Source organism: Escherichia sp. WS338, assembly GCF_046486405.1.
Lineage (GTDB): Bacteria > Pseudomonadota > Gammaproteobacteria > Enterobacterales > Enterobacteriaceae > Escherichia > Escherichia coli.
In genome coordinates this window covers 74,631-98,276 of the sequence record NZ_JBJQLL010000016.1, presented here as the reverse complement: position 1 = coordinate 98,276, position 23,646 = coordinate 74,631, and the positions used below count along the sequence as shown (strand labels likewise).

22 protein-coding genes are annotated in these 23,646 nt (G+C 51.4%); 16 read left to right on the top strand and 6 right to left on the bottom strand.

The features are described 5' to 3' along the window. Nucleotides 1-52: 52 nt before the first annotated feature. The 4 genes from ubiB to rmuC form a co-directional block, all read right to left on the bottom strand. On the bottom strand, nt 53-1,693 hold the full coding sequence (ubiB, locus tag ACJHWT_RS15640; RefSeq protein ID WP_000187545.1) for a ubiquinone biosynthesis regulatory protein kinase UbiB: 1,641 nt from the start codon (nt 1,691-1,693) through the stop codon (nt 53-55). Further along, on the bottom strand, nt 1,690-2,295 hold the full coding sequence (gene ubiJ, locus ACJHWT_RS15635) for a ubiquinone biosynthesis protein UbiJ (RefSeq protein WP_001309097.1): 606 nt from the start codon (nt 2,293-2,295) through the stop codon (nt 1,690-1,692). Before ubiJ ends, ubiB begins: the two co-directional genes overlap by 4 nt. Nucleotides 2,296-2,308: 13 nt before the next feature. After that, nucleotides 2,309-3,064, bottom strand: a complete 756-nt coding sequence (gene ubiE, locus ACJHWT_RS15630; protein ID WP_000227959.1) for a bifunctional demethylmenaquinone methyltransferase/2-methoxy-6-polyprenyl-1,4-benzoquinol methylase UbiE — start codon at nt 3,062-3,064, stop codon at nt 2,309-2,311. 94 nt (nt 3,065-3,158) lie between these two features. Next, nucleotides 3,159-4,586, bottom strand: a complete 1,428-nt coding sequence (gene rmuC, locus ACJHWT_RS15625; RefSeq protein WP_000347695.1) for a DNA recombination protein RmuC — start codon at nt 4,584-4,586, stop codon at nt 3,159-3,161. 216 nt (nt 4,587-4,802) lie between these two features. Between rmuC and ACJHWT_RS15620 the strand changes: the two genes are divergently transcribed. Genes ACJHWT_RS15620 through ACJHWT_RS15595 form a run of 6 tightly spaced genes read left to right on the top strand, consistent with a single transcriptional unit; the run spans nt 4,803 to nt 10,242 of the window. Beyond that, the gene (locus ACJHWT_RS15620; protein ID WP_000852398.1) at nt 4,803-5,570 is read left to right on the top strand and encodes an IclR family transcriptional regulator; all 768 of its coding nucleotides are present in this window, start codon (nt 4,803-4,805) and stop codon (nt 5,568-5,570) included. 23 nt (nt 5,571-5,593) lie between these two features. Then, nucleotides 5,594-6,598, top strand: coding sequence for a 2-dehydro-3-deoxygalactonokinase (locus tag ACJHWT_RS15615; protein WP_001117533.1), 1,005 nt, complete (start codon nt 5,594-5,596; stop codon nt 6,596-6,598). Further along, the gene (locus tag ACJHWT_RS15610; RefSeq protein WP_001116472.1) at nt 6,588-7,217 is read left to right on the top strand and encodes a 2-dehydro-3-deoxy-6-phosphogalactonate aldolase; all 630 of its coding nucleotides are present in this window, start codon (nt 6,588-6,590) and stop codon (nt 7,215-7,217) included. Before ACJHWT_RS15615 ends, ACJHWT_RS15610 begins: the two co-directional genes overlap by 11 nt. Nucleotides 7,218-7,241: 24 nt before the next feature. Beyond that, on the top strand, nt 7,242-8,216 hold the full coding sequence (locus tag ACJHWT_RS15605) for a Bug family tripartite tricarboxylate transporter substrate binding protein (RefSeq protein ID WP_000589804.1): 975 nt from the start codon (nt 7,242-7,244) through the stop codon (nt 8,214-8,216). 16 nt (nt 8,217-8,232) lie between these two features. Continuing rightward, nucleotides 8,233-8,739: a tripartite tricarboxylate transporter TctB family protein gene (locus ACJHWT_RS15600; RefSeq protein WP_001093393.1), complete on the top strand. Its 507-nt coding sequence runs from the start codon at nt 8,233-8,235 to the stop codon at nt 8,737-8,739. Nucleotides 8,740-8,751: 12 nt separating this feature from the next. Beyond that, entirely contained in the window at nt 8,752-10,242 is a 1,491-nt protein-coding gene (locus ACJHWT_RS15595) for a tripartite tricarboxylate transporter permease (protein WP_000463026.1), read from the top strand. A 33-nt stretch (nt 10,243-10,275) separates the two neighbouring features. Here the strand turns inward: ACJHWT_RS15595 and udp are convergent, their stop codons facing one another. Next, nucleotides 10,276-11,040 (bottom strand): uridine phosphorylase, encoded by a 765-nt coding sequence (udp, locus tag ACJHWT_RS15590; protein WP_000045178.1) that lies wholly within the window; start codon nt 11,038-11,040, stop codon nt 10,276-10,278. Nucleotides 11,041-11,301: 261 nt separating this feature from the next. Here udp and ACJHWT_RS15585 point away from each other — a divergent pair, with 261 nt between their 5' ends. The 10 genes from ACJHWT_RS15585 (at nt 11,302) to ACJHWT_RS15540 (ending at nt 21,610) form a co-directional block, all read left to right on the top strand. Beyond that, nucleotides 11,302-12,111, top strand: coding sequence for a dienelactone hydrolase family protein (locus tag ACJHWT_RS15585; protein WP_001298606.1), 810 nt, complete (start codon nt 11,302-11,304; stop codon nt 12,109-12,111). 256 nt (nt 12,112-12,367) lie between these two features. After that, nucleotides 12,368-13,036, top strand: a complete 669-nt coding sequence (locus tag ACJHWT_RS15580; protein ID WP_000194418.1) for a cysteine hydrolase family protein — start codon at nt 12,368-12,370, stop codon at nt 13,034-13,036. A gap of 5 nt (nt 13,037-13,041) precedes the next feature. After that, nucleotides 13,042-13,902: a DUF2877 domain-containing protein gene (locus ACJHWT_RS15575; RefSeq protein WP_001318152.1), complete on the top strand. Its 861-nt coding sequence runs from the start codon at nt 13,042-13,044 to the stop codon at nt 13,900-13,902. Nucleotides 13,903-13,996: 94 nt separating this feature from the next. Next, entirely contained in the window at nt 13,997-15,556 is a 1,560-nt protein-coding gene (gene fdrA / locus ACJHWT_RS15570; protein WP_000865633.1) for an acyl-CoA synthetase FdrA, read from the top strand. Further along, entirely contained in the window at nt 15,553-16,977 is a 1,425-nt protein-coding gene (locus ACJHWT_RS15565; protein WP_001093937.1) for a DUF1116 domain-containing protein, read from the top strand. The genes fdrA and ACJHWT_RS15565 overlap by 4 nt, the downstream gene beginning before the upstream one ends. Continuing rightward, nucleotides 16,970-17,926, top strand: coding sequence for a carbamate kinase (arcC, locus tag ACJHWT_RS15560; RefSeq protein WP_000240565.1), 957 nt, complete (start codon nt 16,970-16,972; stop codon nt 17,924-17,926). The genes ACJHWT_RS15565 and arcC overlap by 8 nt, the downstream gene beginning before the upstream one ends. Nucleotides 17,927-17,942: 16 nt before the next feature. Next, the gene (locus ACJHWT_RS15555) at nt 17,943-18,332 is read left to right on the top strand and encodes a glutamyl-tRNA amidotransferase (RefSeq protein ID WP_000214035.1); all 390 of its coding nucleotides are present in this window, start codon (nt 17,943-17,945) and stop codon (nt 18,330-18,332) included. A 25-nt stretch (nt 18,333-18,357) separates the two neighbouring features. Next, nucleotides 18,358-19,581: a cytosine permease gene (locus ACJHWT_RS15550; RefSeq protein WP_001227356.1), complete on the top strand. Its 1,224-nt coding sequence runs from the start codon at nt 18,358-18,360 to the stop codon at nt 19,579-19,581. Nucleotides 19,582-19,658: 77 nt separating this feature from the next. Continuing rightward, a complete protein-coding gene (locus ACJHWT_RS15545; protein ID WP_000470719.1) occupies nt 19,659-20,564 on the top strand; it encodes a LysR substrate-binding domain-containing protein in 906 nt (301 codons plus the stop codon). A 200-nt stretch (nt 20,565-20,764) separates the two neighbouring features. After that, the gene (locus ACJHWT_RS15540; RefSeq protein ID WP_001060027.1) at nt 20,765-21,610 is read left to right on the top strand and encodes a MurR/RpiR family transcriptional regulator; all 846 of its coding nucleotides are present in this window, start codon (nt 20,765-20,767) and stop codon (nt 21,608-21,610) included. A gap of 29 nt (nt 21,611-21,639) precedes the next feature. On the opposite strand, the gene tkt is transcribed toward ACJHWT_RS15540, so the two are convergent. Continuing rightward, on the bottom strand, nt 21,640-23,637 hold the full coding sequence (gene tkt, locus ACJHWT_RS15535) for a transketolase (RefSeq protein ID WP_001088084.1): 1,998 nt from the start codon (nt 23,635-23,637) through the stop codon (nt 21,640-21,642). Nucleotides 23,638-23,646 lie beyond the last annotated feature (9 nt).

Below are 23,646 nucleotides of genomic sequence, written 5' to 3'. Positions count from 1 at the left end.
TTAAACAAGGCCGCATTATACGTTACACGGCCCGCCTTGAGCGATGAAAAAATCAGCGTGTTTTGCGCCAACCGACAAACCAGGCGATCAGACCACCTGCCATTAACCAGCCGGGCATCAGCCCCCATTCAGGTCGGCTGACCAACAAGAATGTGCCACTTAATACTAACGTAGCGCCAATTCCGAGAAAATAACGCGATTGTCCCTGACGTACATGATTTGACTGAAGCTCGCGGGCAATCTTATCAACACTATGCTGTAAATACTTGCCCTGGCGCAAACTGTCGTAAACCAGTTCAGGCAGTTCTGGCATTTTTTCGACCCAGAACGGCGCTTTTTCTTTAAATGCTCTCACCAGCGCAGGAATACCGACCTGATCTTTAATCCACGACTCCAGGAAAGGCTTCGCCGTTTTCCATAAATCGAGTTGCGGATAAAGCTGGCGTCCTACCCCTTCGACGTAGAGCAGGGTTTTCTGGAGTAACACCAGTTGCGGCTGCACTTCCATATTGAAGCGACGCGCCGTATTAAACAGATTTAACAGTACATGTCCAAACGAAATTTCGGCCAGCGGTTTCTCAAAGATAGGTTCACAGACCGTACGAATGGCAAATTCGAACTCTTCAACGTTGGTATCTGGTGGCACCCAACCAGAATCGACGTGTAGCTCTGCCACTTTGCGATAGTCGCGATTAAAGAAGGCGATAAAGTTTTCCGCCAGATAGCGTTTATCTTCTTTGTTTAGCGAGCCAACAATCCCGCAATCAATGCCGATATATTTCGGGTTTTCCGGGTGTTCATAGCTTACGAAGATGTTGCCAGGGTGCATATCGGCATGGAAAAAGCTGTCGCGAAAGACCTGAGTGAAGAACACCTGCACGCCGCGTTCCGCCAGCAATTTCATGTTGGTGCCGTTTTTCTCCAGCGTCGCAACATCAGACACTGGAATGCCGTAAATACGCTCCATCACCATCATCCCTTCACTACAATAGTCAGGGTAAACTTCCGGGATGTAGAGCATCGGGCTGTCTTCAAAATTGCGCCGAAGCTGAATGGCGTTGGCAGATTCCCGCAGCAAATTCAGTTCATCAATCAAGGTCTTTTCGTACTCGCGCACCACTTCGGTTGGGCGCAGACGGCGACCATCCGGCAGCAAACGCGGCACCCAGCGAGCCAGACGGTAAATAAGTTTCAGATCCGCTTTAATGACCGGCAAAATATCCGGGCGGATAACTTTAATCACCACCTCTTTACCATTCGATTTCAATCGCGCGGTATGAACCTGGGCGATAGAAGCAGAAGCCAGCGGCTTGATTTCAAAATCGTCAAACCACGCTTCTACCGGCAAGCCGCCCATTGCAGCTTCAATCTGCTGCTTCGCCAGCTTGCCATCAAACGGAGCGACTTTGTCCTGCAATAACGCCAGCTGATCGGCAATATGCGGCGGAAAAAGATCGCGGCGGGTTGATAACATCTGCCCGAACTTGATCCATACCGGTCCCAGTTCTTGCAGGGCCAGTCGTAGTCGCTCACCTAAAGGTTTGTCTTTATGCCGATTTGGCATCCAGAATAATGAGTATCGCCATAGCCGTAGCGGCAGGGTGATACGCATTTTGGGGATCAGTTCATCAAGTCCGTAGCTTAAAAAAGTGCGAATGATGAAATATAGGCGCCGTACTTCACCTGGCGTCATTTAGCCTCCAGTTTTTCCAGCCGTTTGGTCAGGGCATCAACAGCACGCTCGACGGCAGCCGTCTCTTCCGCAAACCAGGCCACTTCAAGCGGACCGGGTGCCATACGCCACTCTTCAGTAATGGCTTCCGCCACATAACGTTGCTGGCGCTTAATGCCGTGATGCAGAAACTTTGCGCCTCCGCGCATGGCTTTGCTGATACCTTCAGCGGCGATATCACCGGTATAAGGGGCCAGCAGTTCCGCAGGGTCGAACTCAGCCAGATCTGCCAGCGCAACGAAGTTTTGCACCACCTGAATATCGCCCTGCACTTCCAGCTCACCACTGCGAATCAGTGCGGCAAGCTGCTGGCGATCGCGAAGTTTCGGCAACACGCTGGCGTAAGCGATAACGGTGCAGTCAGCATCGCCTGCCCATTCGCCCAGTACATCGACCTGGCGTTCGCTGAACACCAGAATCAATGACGTCGAAAAGCCTTTTACCTCCACGCGCAGCACTTTGCCCAACAGACGCGAGCGGGCCGTTTTCAGCGCGGGTGAGCGATACAGGAAGGTGTTGAGCAGACTTTCAATTCCTGCCGTCACTAAAGGTTTAAAAGGCATTTCCGGTCTCCTGTCAGAACTTATAACCACGATGCAGCGCCACAACCCCTGCCGTCAGATTGTAGTAGTCGACACTTTCGAATCCGGCATCCTGCATCATGGTTTTCAGGGTATCCTGATCGGGATGCATACGGATGGATTCTGCCAGATAACGGTAGCTGTCGGCGTCGTTCGCGACCAGTGAGCCAATACGCGGCAGCACATGGAAGGAGTATGCATCATAGGCTTTGCTCAGCGGCTCGATAATTGGCTTCGAGAACTCAAGCACCAGCAGGCGGCCGCCGGGTTTCAGCACGCGATACATTGAACGCAGTGCTTTATCTTTGTCGGTGACGTTACGCAGACCAAACGAAATGGTGATGCAATCAAAGGTGTTATCCGGGAACGGCAGCGCCTCAGCGTTCGCCTGAACATACTCAACGTTGCCAATCACACCGATATTACGCAGCTTCTCGCGGCCCATTTTGAGCATGGATTCATTGATATCAGCAAGGACCACTTTGCCAGTTTCTCCGACCAGGCGAGAGAATTTCGCTGTCAGGTCGCCGGTGCCACCAGCCAGATCCAGCACGGTCTGCCCACGGCGTACGCCGCTGCAATCAATCGTGAATCGCTTCCACAAACGATGAATACCGAATGACATCAAATCATTCATGACATCGTATTTTGATGCCACGGAATGGAAAACGTGAGCGACCATATCCGCTTTTTGTTCCTTCGCGACGGTCTGAAAACCAAAGTGCGTCGTTTCTTGTGACTTATCCACCATCTCAATGCCTGCTCATCAAAAAATTGTTCCAGAAGTGTAACAGATTGGGCGTCGATGCCCTAGATTTCTACCCGGCTTAACTACCCCCAATGGGCTAGCGCGACTGCTGATTATATTCATCATCGCGTTGATAAGCTTCATCATTCGGCTGCTCCGGAACCGACCGCAGTCGATACTCTTCATCCTGGCTCACCGCCTGTTCAGCCAAATCAGGATTAATCTCGCGTTTAATTTCTACCCCTAAACCGCGAAACGCTTCTGCCTGCGCCAGCACATTTCCGCGACCTGAAGAGAGTTTTTTCATTGCCTGGCGGTAGTTATCCTGCGCTTTGTCGAGACTTTGACCAATCGCTGACATGTCATCGACGAACAAACGCATCTTGTCGTACAGCTTGCTGGCACGATCGGCGATTTGCTGGGCGTTGCGGCTTTGATGCTCATAACGCCACAGGTTGGCGATAGTGCGCAGCGCCACCAGCAGCGTAGTCGGGCTAACCAGCATGATATTGTTTTTCAACGCTTCGGTGATCAGCTCCGGCTGGCGGTCAAGCGCCAGTAAAAAAGCGGGTTCAACGGGAATAAACATCAGCACGTAATCCAGGGTTCGCAGCCCCGGCAGCTGTTGATAATCTTTGCGTCCCAGCAAACGGATATGGTTACGCACCGACGCGATATGTTCCTGTAGCGCGCTTTCGCGGGTGTAGTCATCTTCGGCGTTGAAATAGCGTTCATAGGCGACCAGCGTCATTTTGGCGTCGATCACCACATCTTTTCCCTGCGGCAACCGCACGATGACATCCGGCTGCATCCGCGAGCGGGCGTCATTTTCGATGCTGACCTGAGTTTCATATTCATACCCTTCACGCAGACCGGAAGCCTCCAGCACCCGCGTCAATACCACCTCGCCCCAGTTGCCCTGGGTTTTATTGTCGCCTTTCAGCGCGCGCGTCAGGTTGATCGCCTCCTGAGCCATTTGCGCATTGAGCTGCTGGAGATTGCGAATTTCGTGGGTCAGGGTATGACGTTCCTGTGCTTCTTTACCGAAGCTGTCCTGAACCTGACGGCGGAAACCGTCCAGTTGTTCACGTAGCGGCGACAACAGGCTGTTCAGACTCTGACGGTTTTGCTCATCAACCCGGCGATTGCTGTGCTCAAAAATACGGTTGGCGAGGTTTTCAAACTGCTCACTGAGGCGCTGCTCGCTGTTGATCATCTGGCGAATTTTATCGTCAGCATGTTGCTGTGCGGCTTCCATCCGCGTGGTTACTTCACGCAGATCGGCCTCCAGAGAGGTGTTAATACTTTGCAGGCTGCGCACTTCGTTATTGAGTAACTCGCACTCAGCGCGCCAGTGCTCGCTTTGAGTAATTTGTTGTTTTGCCGCGCTTAACTCCGCGACCATCTCTTCACGTTCAGCTAATTGCTCGGCTTTTTGCTGCGCATGTTGATAACTGGCAAACAGCCAGCCAATGACCACACTAACCAGCGCAATAATGGCATAAACAATGATTGAGAAATCCACAAAGCCTCCTGACCCAACAACTTACCCGCACAAAATAGAATTGTGCTGTACAAACGTCCAGTTTGAAAGAAGTTTCCTGCGAGGCGCTACGCAAAACGATCGTTAATTTTCATTATTTTATCCCACAATATGAGATGGAGTTTATATTGTGGGATATATCACCTTTTCCCCACGTCATTATGTGGAACACTTCAGCAATATCATCAGGAGAAACGTATGGCAGAAACCTCTTCAACCACCGCAGGCGCACAAACGTTATTACGTGGACTGGCGGTTCTTAATGCTGTTTATAACGGCTGCCATGACCTAAAAAGTATCGGCGAGTTCACCGGCACGACCCGGAGCACAACCCATCGTTTAGTCACCGTTCTGGTGGAACAACGCTACCTGCGCCATGTCCCAACGCAGGGCTACCAACTGGGTGCCAAACTGATCGAATTCGGTGCCAGAGCACTGGAAAGCACCTCACTGTACGAAATTGCCCAGCCCGTTTTGCAACGCCTTGCCCGTTACACCCTGGACACCGTGCATCTGGGGATCGTTGAAGGCGACGAAGTGCTGTATCTGGAGAAGATCAACAGTCAGCGCGGGCTGGAAATGCGCTCACGCCCAGGCCATCGCATGCCACTGGCAATCACCGGCATCGGCAAGGCATTGATCCTCAACCGAACAGAAGAAGAGTGGCGCACGCTGTTTAAGACCTGTGGTGATGAAACAAAACTGGGCGCATTTATTCAGAACATGCGTCGTTATGCCGCCAGTGGTTTTGCTTTTGATCTGGAAGAGAACGAGCCGACTATCCGTTGCGTTGCAGCGCCGGTTTACAACGCCCGGGATGAAATTGTGGCGGCTATTTCTGTCGCCAGTACCACCACGTATATGTCGCTGGCGCGTCTGGAAGAACTGGCACCTTACGTCAAATCCTGTGCAGAAGAGATATCCGCTGAACTGGGCTGGGGTAAGCACGTCCGCAAAGATAAATAAACCATGATTAAAGGAAACGACTAATGCCGGGAGCACCCTCATTTATTGCCCTGGACTGGGGAACGTCATCGCTTCGGGCATGGCGTTTTGGCGAATCACCAAATCCACAAGAAAAACGTGAATTCCCCTGGGGGATCATGAAATTACCCTCCCAGGCAGCAACACGTGAGGACGCTTTCCACGATACGTTTTTACGTGTCTGCGGCGACTGGCTGGCACAAACCCCATGCCCGGTACTGGCTTGCGGCATGCTCGGCAGTGCGCAAGGGTGGCAATCAGCAGCTTATTTACCTTGCCCGGTCACTCTCGAGGGTCTGGCGAAGCAGTTGACGCCTGTTATCCACCAGCAGCAGACAATGCTGCACATCATTCCTGGCGTGATTAAAGAAGGTGAAATGCCCGAAGTGATGCGTGGCGAAGAGACACAAATCTTCGGTGCTATCTCGATGGAACCGGCCCTGCAAAACGCGATCCATCAGGGTATGCCAGTGCTGATAGGCTTACCCGGCACACATGCGAAATGGGCAGTAGTTGAAAACAACACCATTACCGATTTCCGAACCTTTATGACGGGCGAGTTATTTGATGTTTTATCCCGCCATTCGATTCTCGGTGCCACCATGCATCCTGGAGATGAACCGCACTGGGATGCCTTCACCCACGGGCTGACAGCAGCACAAGAGCATCATCAGACCGGATTATTATCGACGCTGTTTTCGACCCGTTCGCGCCTGCTGACCAGTAATCTTACGTCGTCCTCGCAGGGGGATTACCTTTCCGGATTACTGATAGGCCATGAATTATGTGGTCTGGCATCCAGTTTGCTACGTGATTTACCCGCCACAACACCGATCGCCTTAATCGGTAGCGCAAATCTGAACAGCCGCTATTCACAAGCATTCAGCCACGTTTTTCCCGACAGACAGATACACGCCATTCCTAATGCCACTGAACATGGATTATGGCGAATCGCCCACGCTGCCGGGTTACTGTCCACCAACGCCAGGGAATGTACCCATGCCATTTAATACACTTTTGCAAAAAACCGGGTTAGTCGCCATTTTACGCGGCGTGAAACCGGATGAGATTGTCGCCATCGGTGAAAAACTGTACGCCGCCGGATTCCGCCTGATTGAGATTCCTATGAACTCGCCGGAGGCGTTGCAAAGTATCAGTTTACTGCGCGACGCCCTGCCTAAGGACTGCCTGGTCGGAGCCGGAACTGTGCTTTCGGTAGAGCAGGTGGTTGCGGTTAAAGAGGCTGGGGGCCAGATTATCGTGATGCCGCATTGCGATACTGCGGTGATCCGTCGCGCCCGTGCGCTGGGTATGTATTGTGCGCCTGGCGTCGCCACGCCCACCGAAGCCTTTGCTGCCATTGAACATGGTGCTAATGCCATCAAGCTGTTCCCGGCTGAACAAATTACGCCAGAAGTTACCAAAGCCTGGCGTGCGGTTATTCCACAATCCGTTCCGATGTTACCGGTTGGCGGTATCACACCGGAAACCATGGCGCGTTATCTGAGCCACGGCGCAAACGGCTTTGGCCTCGGTTCTGCGCTATATCGCCCCGGCATGACGCCAGAGCAAGTCTATGAAAATGCAGTACTGTTTATGAACGCATGGAACAATTTAAATAGCAACTAACTGATAAATAAGGATATAAAAGCAATGATAAAACATCTTACCTTACCGAAAAAAATGGCTGCAATGGTACTTCTTGCAGGCGCTGCCCTCAGCATTGCGCCTGTACAGGCTGCCTCCTACCCAACCAAACAGATCGAGTTAGTCGTTCCCTACGCTGCCGGAGGCGGTACGGATCTGGTTGCCCGTGCCTTTGCTGATGCCGCCAAAAACCATTTACCCGTCAGCATCGGGGTTATCAATAAACCTGGCGGAGGCGGTGCTATCGGCCTGAGTGAAATCGCCGCTGCCCGCCCTAACGGTTACAAAATTGGTTTAGGCACGGTTGAACTGACCACCCTTCCCAGCCTCGGAATGGTGCGTTTTAAAACCAGCGACTTTAAACCCATTGCCCGTCTGAATGCGGATCCGGCTGCTATCACAGTCCGTGCCGATGCGCCGTGGAATAGCTATGAAGAATTTATGGCTTACTCCAAAGCGAATCCCGGAAAAGTACGCATTGGTAACTCAGGCACCGGAGCTATCTGGCATCTGGCGGCAGCTGCACTGGAAGACAAAACGGGCACAAAGTTTTCTCATGTCCCGTATGACGGCGCAGCCCCTGCCATTACAGGCCTGTTAGGCGGGCATATTGAAGCGGTTTCCGTAAGCCCAGGAGAAGTTATCAACCATGTGAATGGCGGCAAGCTGAAGACACTGGTAGTGATGGCGGATGAGCGAATGAAAACCATGCCTGACGTCCCGACGTTAAAAGAGAAAGGCGTTGATCTCTCCATCGGCACCTGGCGCGGCCTGATTGTGTCGCAAAAAACGCCGCAGGATGTGGTGGATGTTCTGGCAAAGGCAGCAAAAGAGACGGCTGAAGAGCCTGCATTCCAGGATGCACTGCAAAAGTTGAATCTCAACTATGCATGGCTTGACGCTGCCAGCTTCCAGACCCAAATCAGCGAACAGGAAAAGTACTTTGACGAGTTGCTGACTCGCCTGGGCCTGAAAAAATAAACCTGAGGTACGGTTGATGAACACAAAACAGTCTGTTGCTCAACTCGCCGTACCGCACCGCAAGCGCCTTTCATCAACGATGGTGGTGGCGCTGTTACTTTGTGTGGTTGCTGGCGCGGTGATGATTAATGCCGCTGATTTTCCAGCAACTGCCATTGAAACGGATCCCGGTGCAAGTGCCTTCCCTACCTTCTATGCCTGTGCCCTGATTGTGCTCGCTGTCTTGCTGGTGATACGCGATCTTTTGCAGGCAAAACCAGCCTCTTGCGCCAACGCACAGGAAAAACCGGCATTCAGGAAAACAGCAACAGGAATTGCGGCAACCGCGTTTTATATTGTGGCGATGAGCTACTGCGGTTATCTCATTACTACTCCTGTTTTCCTCATCGTCATTATGACGTTGATGGGCTACAGGCGATGGGTACTCACACCGGGTATTGCGCTGCTGTTAACGGCAATCCTCTGGTTGCTGTTTGTCGAAGCGTTACAGGTGCCATTGCCTGTCGGCACATTTTTCGAATAACAGGGGCCAGCAATGTTTGAAAGTGAACTTTTAACTCAGGGTTTTTCGACATTACTCAATAATCCTCAGGCGCTGCTGTTTGCCACTTTTGGGGTGATGCTGGGTATTGTGATTGGCGCTTTGCCTGGTCTGACAGCGACCATGGGTGTGGCGATTTTGCTGCCTTTCACCTACGGCATGGAGCCTGTTTCTGGATTGTTGATGATTTGCGGCGTCTTTTTTGGTGGCGTCTACGGTGGTTCTATCACCGCAATTTTGCTCAAAATTCCCGGAACGCCTGCCGCCGCAGCCACCGCTATTGATGGTTATGAGCTGACGAAACAGGGAAAAGCAGGGCTGGCATTGAGTGCCGCCACGTTCTCTTCCTTTAGTGGCGGAACGCTCAGCATTATCGTGCTGATGTTTCTCTCTCCGGTACTTGCCAGTTGGGCGCTGAAATTTAGTGCCTCGGAGTCCTTCGCCCTGGCAACCTTCGGACTGAGTATTATTGCCAGTATTTCCGGTGAGTCGCTGATTAAAGGGCTGATTGCCGGGGTTGGCGGATTGCTGATCGCAACGATAGGCCTTGATCCAATGGGCGGTTTTCCACGGTTTACAGGTGGATTTGTGGAGCTGATGAATGTGCCATTTATCCCGGTGATGATTGGTTTATTTGCTGCTTCAGAAGCATTCCGCTCTATGGAGCAAAACCAGCAAATTCGTCAGGGGGCGAAGGTGGCTATCGGCAGTCTGTTACTGCCCTGGCAAACACTACGCCGCATTGCATTAACCATTTTGCGCTCATCAGGATTAGGGGTTTTTATCGGCATGATCCCCGGTGCGGGGGCGGATATTGCAGCTTTTGTTGCCTATAACGAAACTCGTCGTTTCAGTAAGACACCAGAAAACTTTGGTAAGGGTGAAATTAAAGCTGTGGCCTCCTGTGAGGCAGGCGCGAATGGCTGCACCGGTGGCGCATTGTTACCTATGCTGACGCTGGGGATCCCTGGCGATGCGGTAACCGCCATCATGCTGGGCGCGTTAACGTTACAGGGAATGCAACCAGGCCCGCTGATGTTTACCGACCACGGCGATATGGTTTATACACTGTTTGTCGGCATGATCTTTTGTTACTTCATGCTGCTAGTTCTTGGACTGCTCTCTTTGAAAGTCATCGGTAACGTGGTGAAGATCCCCGGCAATATTCTCACACCGATGATCCTCGCACTTTGTGTGGTCGGGACTTATGCGTTGAACAATAGCCTGTTTGATGTTGGCATTATGCTGATTGCAGGCGTGGTGGGCTATTTCATGCAGAAAGGAGGATATCCGGCATCACCCGTAGTGCTGGCATTGATTATGGGCCCGATGGCAGAAAGTAATTTTCGCCGTGCGCTGTCGCTTTCAGGGGGTTCACTGGACTTTCTGTATACCCGACCGATCACTCTGGCATTGCTAACTCTGGCAGCCTTTACGCTACTGACGCCAATAATCCGCAAAATAATGCGTTTACGGCGTCAGTAACTGATATCGCTCCCCGAAGTTGGGGAGCGTTTTTTATTTCAGCAGACGACGCGCCGCTTCCACCACGATTTTCACCGCATGGCTCTCGGTTTGTTTCATCGTCTCAGCATTCGGGATCTCTTGCTGGGTGCGGTTAACGATAACCCCCGCTACCATACCGGCACGCAGGCCCTGACTTGCACACATGGTCAGCAGGGTTGCAGATTCCATTTCATAGTTCATTACGCCCATCGCCTGCCACTCTTCCATAGAACCTTTAAAGTGACGAACTACGCGACCAGAGTAAGTATCGTAACGTTCCTGACCTGGGTAGAAGGTATCAGAAGAAGCTGTCACGCCAACGTGAGTCGTCGCGCCAATGGATTTCGCAGCTTCAACCAGCGCAGTCGTACATTCGAAATCAGCGACAGCCGGGAATTCCAGCGGTGCGAAGTGCAAGCTCGCGCCATCCAGACGAACAGACGCCGTGGTAACCAGAACATCGCCCACATTAATATGCGGCTGAATAGCGCCCGTTGTACCGATACGCAGGAAGGTGCGAATGCCCAGCTGTGCCAGCTCTTCAACAGCAATAGAGGTAGACGGGCCGCCGATACCGGTAGAGCAGACGATAACAGGTTTACCATCCAGCTCTGCACGCCAGGTGGTGAATTCGCGGTGAGATGCCAGCTTAACCGGCTTATCCATCAGCGCGGCGATCTTTTCCACACGATCCGGGTCGCCAGGGACGATGGCAAGCGTAGCCCCTTGTAAATCGTTTTTAGTGAGGCCGAGATGAAAAACATCAGACTTGGACATATACAACTCCTCTGTGAATCGGTTTAGTCAGAAGAAGCAAAAAGACACTTTACCGAAGGGTTTAACATTTTTTCGTGATACTCATCACCATGATGCAAATGCGTTGCATAAATTTACCCATCAAAAGTGATGCAAATCACATAAATCACTCTTCATTCTGCAGGACTGCATAAAAGATGAGCCGATTCAGGCAATGTGATTTGTTGCATGCTGACTATAGTTAACATTGCGCAACATTTTTATAAGGGTACGGAGAATACCATGGCAACAACACAACAATCTGGATTTGCACCTGCTGCATCGCCTCTCGCTTCGACCATCGTTCAGACTCCGGACGACGCGATTGTGGCGGGCTTCACCTCTATCCCTTCACAAGGGGATAACATGCCTGCTTACCATGCCAGACCAAAGCAAAGCGATGGCCCACTGCCAGTGGTCATTGTAGTGCAGGAAATTTTTGGCGTGCATGAACATATCCGCGACATTTGTCGCCGTCTGGCGCTGGAGGGGTATCTGGCTATTGCACCTGAACTTTACTTCCGCGAAGGCGATCCGAATGATTTTGCCGATATCCCCACGTTGCTTAGCGGTCTGGTAGCAAAAGTGCCTGACTCGCAGGTGCTGGCCGATCTCGATCATGTCGCCAGTTGGGCTTCCCGCAACGGCGGCGATGTTCATCGTTTAATGATCACCGGATTCTGCTGGGGTGGACGTATCACCTGGCTGTATGCCGCGCATAATCCACAGCTAAAAGCCGCAGTGGCGTGGTACGGCAAACTGACGGGCGATAAGTCGCTGAATTCACCGAAACAACCTGTTGATATCGCAACCGATCTTAACGCGCCGGTTCTCGGCTTATATGGTGGTCAGGATAACAGCATTCCGCAGGAGAGCGTTGAAACCATGCGCCAGGCGCTGCGGGCTGCTAATGCGAAAGCAGAGATTATCGTCTACCCGGATGCCGGGCATGCATTCAACGCCGATTATCGCCCGAGCTATCATGCCGAATCTGCGAAAGATGGCTGGCAGCGTATGCTGGAATGGTTTACACAGTATGGTGTTAAAAAGTAACGCCATAGTCGCTAAATCTGATGATTAAGCTCACACAATTTCAACGATTTTTTTAATCTCAAAACCATACAGCATCAAAAAATTTGTTGCTGTATGCCACTCTTTGACTCCCTTCACATTCGTCATCACACCACCTGCTGAATGCAAAAATTTCGTTGCTGTGCGGCAAACTTTTTTCCTGTTTTGTGCCGCTTTTCTCCTGAATACTCGTTCTCAGAACAACTGGATCGTTTAAACATCAGACAGGAGATTTACCATGACGCAATCCATTTTTCAGGCTCAACCCTTTGAATTACCTTTTGATCCGCGCACAACTGCACTGGTCATGATCGACATGCAGCGTGACTTTGTCGAAGCAGGGGGCTTCGGTGAGGCACTGGGCAATGATGTTTCACGGGTACGCACGGCTATCGCACCATGTACAGAGGTGCTGGCAGCCGCACGTCAAAAAGGAATTATGGTTATTCATACTCGTGAAGGCCATCGTGCAGACTTAAGCGACTGCCCGCCAGCCAAACTGACGCGCGGCGGAAAAACCTTTATTGGTGAACCAGGACCGATGGGACGCATTCTGGTCAGAGGTGAAGCAGGTCATGACATCATTCCTGAACTGTACCCGGTGGCAGGCGAACCGGTGATTGATAAGCCTGGCAAAGGCGCTTTTTATCAAACCGACTTACATCTGATTTTGCAAAACCACGGTATCAAGACGCTGATAGTTTGTGGTGTAACAACCGAAGTTTGCGTAACCACCACCGTGCGCGAAGCAAATGATCGTGGCTATGAATGTATTATCCCGGAAGATTGTGTCGGCTCCTATTTCCCGGAATTTCAGAAATACGCCCTCGAGATGATCAAAGCACAAGGTGCCATTTTCGGTTGGGTTACTGATTCCAAAGCCATTATTGCAGGTCTGGAAGGCTAACGCCGATGGTACAGGTTACGCTTTGCGCATCGTCGTTGGGATATCTTTTCCCGCAGAATGAAACGCAAGATTTACGTCTGCATAGCGCTTTTAAACATGCGGTAAATCTGTATTCAGACGCGGGAACATTCATCACTCTGTTGTGTGCGCAAACGTATCTGAATCTCCCTGATGCTGCCAGAGTCTGGCTACCTGAATGTTGGGACTGGCGAAGAGAGATTGCCCATTCAGATCCCATTCAGTTAACCCCAGGCTTACTGCGGACACCCCGATTTTGTGTGGCGCTCGATAACGCAACGCTCTGGCAGTCGCCATTTGTGGGGGGAATGCTGACACTTGAGACATTCCCTTTGGTTTTCCAGCACTACCCAACGATGGCATCGCAACGGCTTTTATTTTGTCTGGAACATAACGTTCAAAGCACATTGCACCTGCCGGATAGTCTCACGCACCAGGGATTAGCGATTATGGAACATCCAGATGCGCTGGAACGCCAGGTGCCACAACTGATCGGCTTTGGTAAAGGCTTAACGCCCGATGGAGATGACTATTTGTTGGGCTATCTGGCAGCACTCTGGTTATGGCAACTCCCTGCACCACTTGCCGATCATCAATACCGGTTGCAGCAGGCAATTGATCAACATGCGCACAACACCACGGATATCAGTCGTCATTATCTGGAGCGTGCGCTTCAGGGACATTTTTCAGAACCGATTTGCCAGTTACTCGCACAACTGGTTGGGAGCGCATCGGCAATGACAATCGCATCCTGTGCAGAACAGGTCATGCAATTTGGCGCAACGTCAGGAGTAGATTGCCTTGCAGGAATGCTGCATGGCTTTCGAACCCTGAACACCATGAATTGATTTCAACCTTTTCTCTCGTAGCCCGTTTATGGGGCTACACGGGGATGCTTTGCCCGAATTTTGCTATCGGGCGGAATGAAACAGGCGTAACAGCATGAAAGTTAAATATAAAGTTTTCAGTAATCTTTATCAGGACTCAGTTTCTCTGATGCAGATTTCCGCGCAAATCAGCAAGTTGCCCGGTATTCAACAGGCCTCGGTCGTCATGGGAACGCCCAATAATCTCGAACAATTGCGCGATGCGGGTCTGGGTAACGAAATCAACGCCAGTCCCAATGATTTAGTGATTGCAGTCATGGGTGAAGAAGATATTTGCAATGAAGCACTGATACTGGCCCAGCAACGTCTGACCAGCAAACCCGATGATGAAACGGGTAGTGGCATTAAAACACCGGAAAAGGTCAGCCTGGAAATGGCACTGGAAGCCGAACCCGAAGCCAACCTGGCACTCATTTCTGTACCGGGAGACTACGCCGCCGCCGAAGCAATTAAAGCGTTAAACCTCGGAATGAACGTGATGATGTTCAGCGATAACGTCAGTATCGCGCAGGAAAAATCCATCAAAACACTTGCCCGAGAACGTCAGCGCATCGTAATGGGACCTGACTGTGGAACCGCCATTGTTAACGGCATTCCGTTAGGCTTCGCCAATGTGGTGAAACGTGGAGCGATTGGTGTTATTGGCGCGTCAGGCACCGGGCTACAGGAAGTGACTTGCCGAATCGACCAGCTCGGAGTGGGTATTTCTCAGGCGTTGGGAACAGGCGGACATGATCTCAGTGAAGAGATTGGTGGAATATCGATGCTCTTCGCTTTAGATGCGCTGGCGCAAGACGATGAAACTCGCGTAATTGTGCTTATTTCAAAACCGCCTTCACCGATCGTTGCCCGGACTATTCTGGAGCGTGCCGAGGCTTGTGGAAAACCCGTAGTGGTGAATTTCCTCGGGGCGAATCCGCATGATCTGGCACGTCCCAATATCACCGCGGCCACCACACTTGCCAGCGCCGCCGACATCGCTGTGGCGTTACTGAATGTTCAGCCACTTCCGGCTGTCGAAACCGATGTACCCTGCGACGATCTCACAATGTTACAAAACGCCTGCCAGCGCCTGCCAGCCCATCGCCAGGCGATACGCGGTGTTTTCGCCGGAGGAACCTTCTGCTACGAAGCGCAACTTATCTGCCAACAAAAGGGATTCAGCGCAGCTTCCAATACGCCAGTTGCGGGTAATCGTGCTCTGGCAAATATCTGGCAAAGCGAAGATCACACGTTGATCGATATGGGCGACGATGATTTCACCCGTGGCAAACCGCATCCAATGATCGACCCGACTCTGCGCAATCAACGTCTGCTCAACGAACTCAACGACTCACACACTGCCGTCGTGTTATTCGACCTGGTACTTGGTTATGGCGCTTCCACGACGCCTGCCAGCGAATTACTGGACCAACTTTCACACATCGACATGAATAACGCACCGTTGCTGATTGCGCACGTTTGCGGAACGGAAGCTGATCCGCAAATACGCAGTCAGCAGATAAGAGCACTACAAAATGCAGGGGTCATCATCGCCAGCAGCAATGCACAGGCGGCGCTATGGGCCAGCACCGTTGCACAGACTCAGTTGCAGAAAAAGGGGCTAAACGCATGAATACCTTATTTAATCAGCCTTTGAAGGTTGTGAACGCGGGACTACACAGTTTTGCTGACAATATTCAACATGCCGGGGGAAGCGCAATTGCACTCAACTGGCAGCCACCAGCACAAGGCGATATTGACGCTGGATTGGATCTGGCATCGTTGCTACGTCATCCCCTGGTAGAAAATGCCAACCAAATCGCCATGACACGTTATCTCGAAGCACAGCCCATGCTGGTGGATGTCATGCTCGCTAAAGAGGCCATTCCAGCAATGGCTGAACAAAAACGTATTTTGCACTCTGGCCCGCCGATTGCCTGGGAAGAGATGTGTGGTCCGGTAAAAGGGGCGATTATTGGTGCCATGCTGTACGAAGGTTGGGCCACCAGCCAGCAAGACGCTGAAAACCAGATAAACGCAGGCGAAATCGACCTTGCCCCTTGTCATCATTATCACGCGGTTGGCCCAATGGCTGGCATCATCAGCCCGTCGATGCCGTTATGGGTGGTAGAAAACAAAACCAACGGCCACCGTACTTTTAGCAATTTCAATGAAGGTCTGGGTAAGGTTCTCCGTTTTGGCGCCAATAACGATGAAGTTCTCAATCGTCTGGCCTGGATGCGCGATGAACTGGCGCCGGCAATGAAAGCAGCAATCGCACAACACGGCGAGCTGGAACTCAAGCCATTAATGGCGCAGGCGCTGCATATGGGGGATGAAGTTCATAACCGCAATGCTGCCGCTACCGGTTTGCTGATTAAGCGCCTGCTCCCGGCATTGCTGGCCTGCTCTCTTCCACAGGAACATATCCAGCGCGTCGTGGCATTTATCACCGGTAACGATCACTTCTTCCTCAATCTGTCGATGGCTGCCTGTAAAGCAATGATGGATGCCGCCGCCAATGTACCGTTCAGTTCAATGGTTACGGTGATGGCGCGTAACGGGGTGAATTTTGGTATTCGGCTTTCCGGTACTGGCGATCGCTGGTTCCAGGCTCCTGCCAATGCCGTTGAAGGTCTGTTCTTCCCCGGATTTGGCGTTGACGATGCTGCTGCTGACCTGGGTGATAGCGCAATTACTGAAACCGCAGGTGTGGGTGGCTTCGCGATGGCGTCGTCTCCGGCGATCGTCAAATTTGTGGGAGGCACCCCTGCCGATGCCACCAATAACAGCCGTCGGATGCAAGCCATCACCCTCGGCGGTAACCCCGCATTTACACTTCCAGCCCTCAATTTTGCCCCCACCGCAGCAGGGATTGATGCGCGTAAAGTGACCGATCGCGGCATTTTACCGGTCATCAATACGGGTATCGCCCACAAACAAGCGGGGGTCGGGCAAATTGGTGCTGGGATCACCACTGCGCCGATGGCCTGTTTTGTCGCCGCTGTACGTGCACTGGCGGAGATCGTCGCAAAGGAGAACCATCATGGTTAAGCCAATGGCTGTTGTCGCAGTTGGCGGCAATGCGCTCATTCAGGACGAGCAACGCAATAGTATTCCCGATCAATATGTTGCAGTGATGGAAAGCGTGCAACATATCGTTGATATGGTTGAAGCCGGATGGGACCTGGTACTAACCCACGGTAATGGCCCGCAGGTGGGCTTTATTCTGCGCCGCTCTGAACTCGCCAGTAACGAAGTTTCTCCGGTTCCACTTGATTACGCCGTGGGTGATACACAAGGTGCAATTGGCTACATGTTCCAGAAAGCGCTGCATAACGAATTGGCTCGCCGTGGCATAAACAAACCGGTAATTGCCCTGGTGACACAAACGCGAGTTAGCCCACATGACGATGCTTTCGCCAGCCCCAGTAAACCAATTGGCGCGTTTCTCGATGAAGCAACGGCCCAACAACGCCAACAACAACTCGGCTGGACGCTGATGGAGGACGCCGGGCGTGGTTGGCGGCGTACAGTTCCCTCTCCTGCACCACTGGAAATTATTGAGCACGACACCATCGCTCACCTGGTGCGCCAGGGATATCTGGTTATTGCCTGCGGCGGCGGCGGTATTCCGGTGGTGCGAGACGGGCAACAACTGAAAGGTGTAGAAGCCGTGATCGATAAAGATCTGGCCTCCGCGCTGCTCGCCAGTCAGTTAGGCGCAGATCTGCTGGTGATCCCCACCGGTGTAGAAAAAGTGGCGATTAACTTTGGTACACCACAACAACAGTGGCTCGACGCTATCAGCATTGCCGAAGCGCAAACGCTGTTGCGGGAAGGTCAGTTTGGTGTCGGCAGTATGCAACCCAAAGTGGAAGCCATTGTTGATTTCATCAATGCCAGCCAGCAACAAGGCAAACAGGCCAGCGGCCTGATTACTTCACCGCAAACCATAAAAGCAGCCCTGGCGCATCAGAGCGGTACATGGATAACCCTTTAATTCTCTGGAGAACACAATGACTACAACGCTTTTAGCCGTTAACGGAACGCTGATGCGCGGCCTGGAACTCAACCCAAATATGCAAAAAGCGGGCGGTATTTTTGTCCGTGAAGACCGAACTGACGCCCATTACCGGTTGTGGAGTATTAATGATCGCCATCCGGGAATGATTCGCGTGAATGAAGGAGGAACACACGTCGACGTAGAAATTTGGCAATTACCGCTGGCCAGTTTTGCCGCTCTGTTAATGAGCGAACCCGCTGGGCTGGCAATTGGCAAAATCAAACTTGCCGATGGTAGCGAAGTGCTGGGCGTACTGGCAGAAAACTGGCTGACCGAAGGCCAACGGGAAATTACAGAACTGGGCAGCTGGCGCAAATACACCGGGCATTTTCATACTGTGTAACGCGCATTTATAAAGGGAACATACTATGCGTAAAAAAGAAGAGAATCTGAATACGGCATCAGGATTGCGTATTGCCATGATTTTGCTGGGTATTGCCGTCACACCTGTGCTGTTGTCATCCTCAAGCCTCGGCAATCAACTTTCCAGCGGCAGTTTAATTAGCGTCGTATTGTTAGGCGGCGTCATTCTGACCTTACTTTCAGCCATCACCATTAGCGTGGGAGAAAAAGCCCGCCTGCCAACGTATGGCATTGTGAAATATTCGTTTGGCGAAAAAGGGGCCATCGCCATTAACATTTTGATGGCGATAAGTCTGTTCGGCTGGATTGCCGTTACCGCCAATATGTTTGGTCATTCGGTACATGACTTACTGGCTCAACATGGACTGGAAGTTCCACTGGCACTGTTAGTGGCGGCTGGCTGTGTCATTTTTGTCGCCTCTACGGCATTTGGCTTTGCCGTTCTGGGAAAAATTGCCCAGGTTGCCGTGCCGGTTATCGCGCTGGTGCTGTGTTACATCCTCTATGTGGCAACCCATACCGAAGTGGCAGTACCAGCGGCGATTGTGGAGATGAATACAGGTGTCGCCGTTTCCACCGTTGTTGGCACCATTATTGTGCTGGTTGCCACACTGCCTGATTTCGGTAGTTTTGTGCATAACCGCAAACATGCGCTGATTGCCGCAGGCGTGACGTTTCTGGTTGCCTACCCTCTGCTCTACTGGGCGGGTGCAACGCCGAGCGCCATTAGTGGTCAGGGATCTTTACTGGGTGCGATGGCGGTATTCGGTGCGGTTCTGCCTGCGGCGCTGTTGTTGATTTTCGCCTGCGTCACCGGTAACGCGGGCAATATGTTCCAGGGCACGCTGGTGGTTTCCACACTGCTTACCCGCTTTCCCAAATGGCAGATTACCGTGGCGCTGGGTATCCTTTCCGCCATCGTAGGCAGTATGGATATTATGGCGTGGTTTATTCCGTTTCTGCTGTTCCTGGGTATCGCCACGCCACCCGTTGCCGGAATTTATATCGCTGACTTTTTCCTTTATCGCCGTAATGGCTATCAAGAGTCAGTGTTAGCCCAGGAGTCACAGATTAAAGTGCTGACATTCGCAGCATGGATCATAGGCGCAGCGGTTGGCTTTATGACCGTAAAAGGCTTATTCACCCTGACGACGATCCCTTCGGTAGACTCGATTCTGGTGGCATGTATCGCGTATGCGATTCTCAGTCGGGCAAGTCAACACCGCTAATTCCTGGGTATACTCAGGCAATGATTACGGCTGAATCTGGAGAGATTCAGCCACTTTACCACTGACCAGGGAGCCTTATGTTCATCTCAGACGAAACGCTTCGTGTTATTCATCTGGTCGCCAGACACCAGAGCATTACCACCGCAGCCGAGCAGTTAAATAAAGTCCCTTCCGCTATCAGTTACACCATCAAGAAAGCGGAAGAGAGCCTGGGCGTTGAACTGTTCATTCGTAAGGGACGCTATATTGAATTATCGCCAGCGGGAAGTTACTTCATCGAACATAGCAAAACTATTCTTGGCGACCTGGAAGCATTAAAGCGCAACACAGTGCTGATTCACGATGGTATTGAGCGTGAACTGACAATTGCGGTAAACAATATTATTCCTGGTGATTTGCTGGTGGCATTTATTCGAGATTTTGAACGGCAATTCACATCAACAACACTGACGGTAGATCTTGAGGTATACAACGGCTGCTGGGATGCGCTGTACAGTAAGCGTGCTGATCTGGTCTACGGTGCTCCTCATGCAGTACCAAGCAGTGAAGGCATCATTAGCGAACCGGTCGGACAAATGGAATGGGATTTTGTCGTCAGCCCACTCCACCCACTGGCAGCGAAGCGGCATCCATTAGAAAACAGTGAATTGCGTCATTATCCAGCGGTTTGTATCCGCGATACCTCCGTTAACTTCCCACCGATGCAAGCCTGGTTGTTGGAAGGACAAAAACCCATTTTTGTTCCTGACTTCGCTACGGCAATCGCCTTAATAGAACAAAACGTCGGTATTGGTTATATTCCACATCATCTGGCATTGCCGTTATTGAACAGCGGTAAATTGCTTAAAAAGCCAATGCGCGAACATAAACACGCCACCAAGTTATTTCTTGCCGCTCGTTCCGATGGTATGGGCAAAGCCTGTCAGTGGTGCATAGAATATTTAAGAAACCCACAATTAATGACACGATTTGTATTTAATTGACAATACAATGATAAAAATATAAGTCTTGCTTTAATTAGAGCGCCCGTTTAAATTATTTTTGTGCAGTTGACGTAATTCATGAAAATTAACCGGTCTGTTAATCATTACGTTCACTGCACACCTTCATTTTTTTCACACCTATCCACGCCTGAAAACTATGTTATAATCAGCACTTTCTGTCAGAATGAAATTTACTAATTATGAATAACATAACCGTAAAAAGTCTGATTCAAAGCAATTACCCTACACTGCATCAGGCGGAAAAAAAGGTCGCTGACTATATTCTTAGCCACGCACATGAAGTCGTGAACTATAGTGTCACTGAACTATCAGAAAAAAGCCATGCCAGTGAAGCGACTATCGTACGCACCTGTAAGAAATTAGGTTATCAGGGTTATTACCATTTAAAAATTGCATTAGCAAAAGAAGTCATTAATCCTGACAATAGCTATCCTGATAATACCGATTTTACCGATATAACGTCGCTGGCCACATTTTTATTAAAAAAACAGGCCGAAGATTTAATACAATCAACGCAATTTTTTAATGCCGAAGTGCTTGAGTCCATTCTCAAACTACTTGCTAATTGCGATACTATTTTCTTTTTTGCTGCCGGAAATTCAAACCCTCTGGCCGTTTATGGTGCTTATAAATTCAGCCAACTCGGATTAAAAACCGTTGTTCACGTCAGCCCGGAAATGCAAATTAATGCGGCATATTCTATGGGGAAACGCGACCTGGCGATTGGTATTTCTAACTCTGGCAGCACCAACTTAATGGTCGATATCTTTAAAGTGGTGAAAGAGCGCGGTGCCAAATCCGTTTGTATCACTAACTATATTAAATCTCCGTTATCAAAACTCTCCACCCATCAACTCAATACCGCGGTCAGCGATAAAATCTTCTTTGAAGCCTTCGACTCCACTCGCGTTCCGGCAATGGGCGTTATTGATATGCTGGTGCTGTTGTTTATGTATAAAAACAAGGCGCATTACGAGAAATACCGCACCCGTGAAGAGTTTCTCGGCTCCCGTTTCAAGGGGTAAAAGGTCATCCTTTCACCCCTTGTGCAGGTTTAGCTGTTCAGTAGCTCACGCGCCTGCGCCAGGACATTTTCCGGCGTAAAACCAAAGTGTTTGAACAACACATTCGCCGGAGCAGACTCACCAAAGCTCGTCATGCCGATCACTTTACCGTCCAGGCCCACGTAGCGTTCCCAGAATCCGGCGATGCTGGCTTCTACCGCCAGACGTTTGCGTACAGCTTTTGGCAATACCGACTCTTTGTACGCCGCATCCTGATTATCGAAACGCTCGGTACACGGCAGGGAAACCACGCGAACTTTACGCCCTTCTTCCGTTAACGCTTTTGCGGCGCTGACCACTAACTCAATCTCTGAACCCGCAGAAATGAGGATCATCTCAGGCTGACCGTCACAATCACTCAGTACATAACCACCACGCGCAATCTCTGCCAACTGTGCAGCGGTGCGCGGCTGTTGCGCCAGAGGTTGGCGCGTTAATACCAACGACGTTGGGCCATCTTTGCGCTCAATCGCCTGTTGCCAGGCCACCGCCACTTCCACCTGATCGCAACCGCGCCAGGTTTCCATATTCGGCGTCAGACGCAGCGACGCCAGTTGCTCAACGGGCTGATGTGTCGGGCCGTCTTCGCCCAGGCCGATGGTATCGTGGGTATAAACAAACACCGAGCGGATCTTCATCAGCGCCGCCATGCGCAGTGCATTACGCGCATATTCCATAAACATCAGGAAAGTACCGCCGTAAGGGATAAACCCACCATGCAGCGCAAGACCGTTCATGATGGCCGACATACCAAATTCACGCACGCCATAGGAGATGTAATTCCCCGCCGGATTTTCCCCGGTGAAATCAACCGATTTCTGATGGCGAGTCAGGTTAGAGGGCGACAAGTCCGCCGAGCCGCCCATCAGTTCCGGCAGCATATCCGCGAAGTGATTGAGGCATTTCTGGCTGACCTGACGGGTTGCCAGCGCCGCCGGATGGGATTGCAGATCGTGCACATATTTCTGCATATTCTCGGCCCAGCCAGCAGGCAAATCACCCTTCATGCGACGAGTAAACTCCGCCGCCAGTTCCGGCCACTGCTTCGCGTAGTCGGCAAACAGTGCATCCCATTCCTGTTGAACCTGCGCGCCTTTCTCGGTCGCATCCCATTCGGCATAAATTTCACCAGGAATTTCGAAAGGGGCATACGGCCATTGCAGACGTTCACGCACCAGCGCCACTTCATCTGCACCCAGCGCCGAGCCGTGGCAATCGTGGCTGTTGGCTTTATTTGGCGAACCAAAACCGATAATCGTTTTGCAGCACAGCAGACTGGGCTTATCCGTGACGCTTTTCGCTTCACGCACCGCAGCATCTACCGCTTCTGGATCGTGACCATCAACGCCTTCAATGACATGCCAGCCGTAGGCACGAAAACGGGCAGCCGTATCTTCAGCGAACCAGCCTTCTACGTGACCATCGATCGAAATACCGTTATCGTCCCAGATAGCAATCAGATTGCCGAGCTTCAGCGTTCCTGCAAGACCACAGGCCTCGTGGGAGATCCCTTCCATCAGGCAGCCATCACCCAAAAATAGCCATGTGTGATGATCAACAATATTAAAGCCCGGTTTGTTAAATTCTGCCGCCAGCGCCTTCTCCGCAATCGCCATCCCCACCGCATTAGCTACGCCCTGCCCCAACGGGCCGGTGGTGGTTTCAACACCCGGCGTATAACCATATTCTGGATGACCCGGCGTGCGGGAGTGGAGCTGACGAAAGTCGCGAATATCATCCATCGACAGGTCGTAGCCTGTAAGATGCAGCAAAGCGTAAATCAACATGGAGCCGTGACCGTTCGACTGAACATAGCGGTCGCGGTTAAACCACTGCGGATTTTTTGGGTTATGACGCAGGTGACGACGCCAGACCACTTCGGCAATATCCGCCATCCCCATCGGCGCGCCCGGATGACCGGAGTTCGCTTTCTGGATCGCATCAACACTTAACATTCGGATGGCATTAGCCAGTAATTGTGAATTCATACTTCAGCT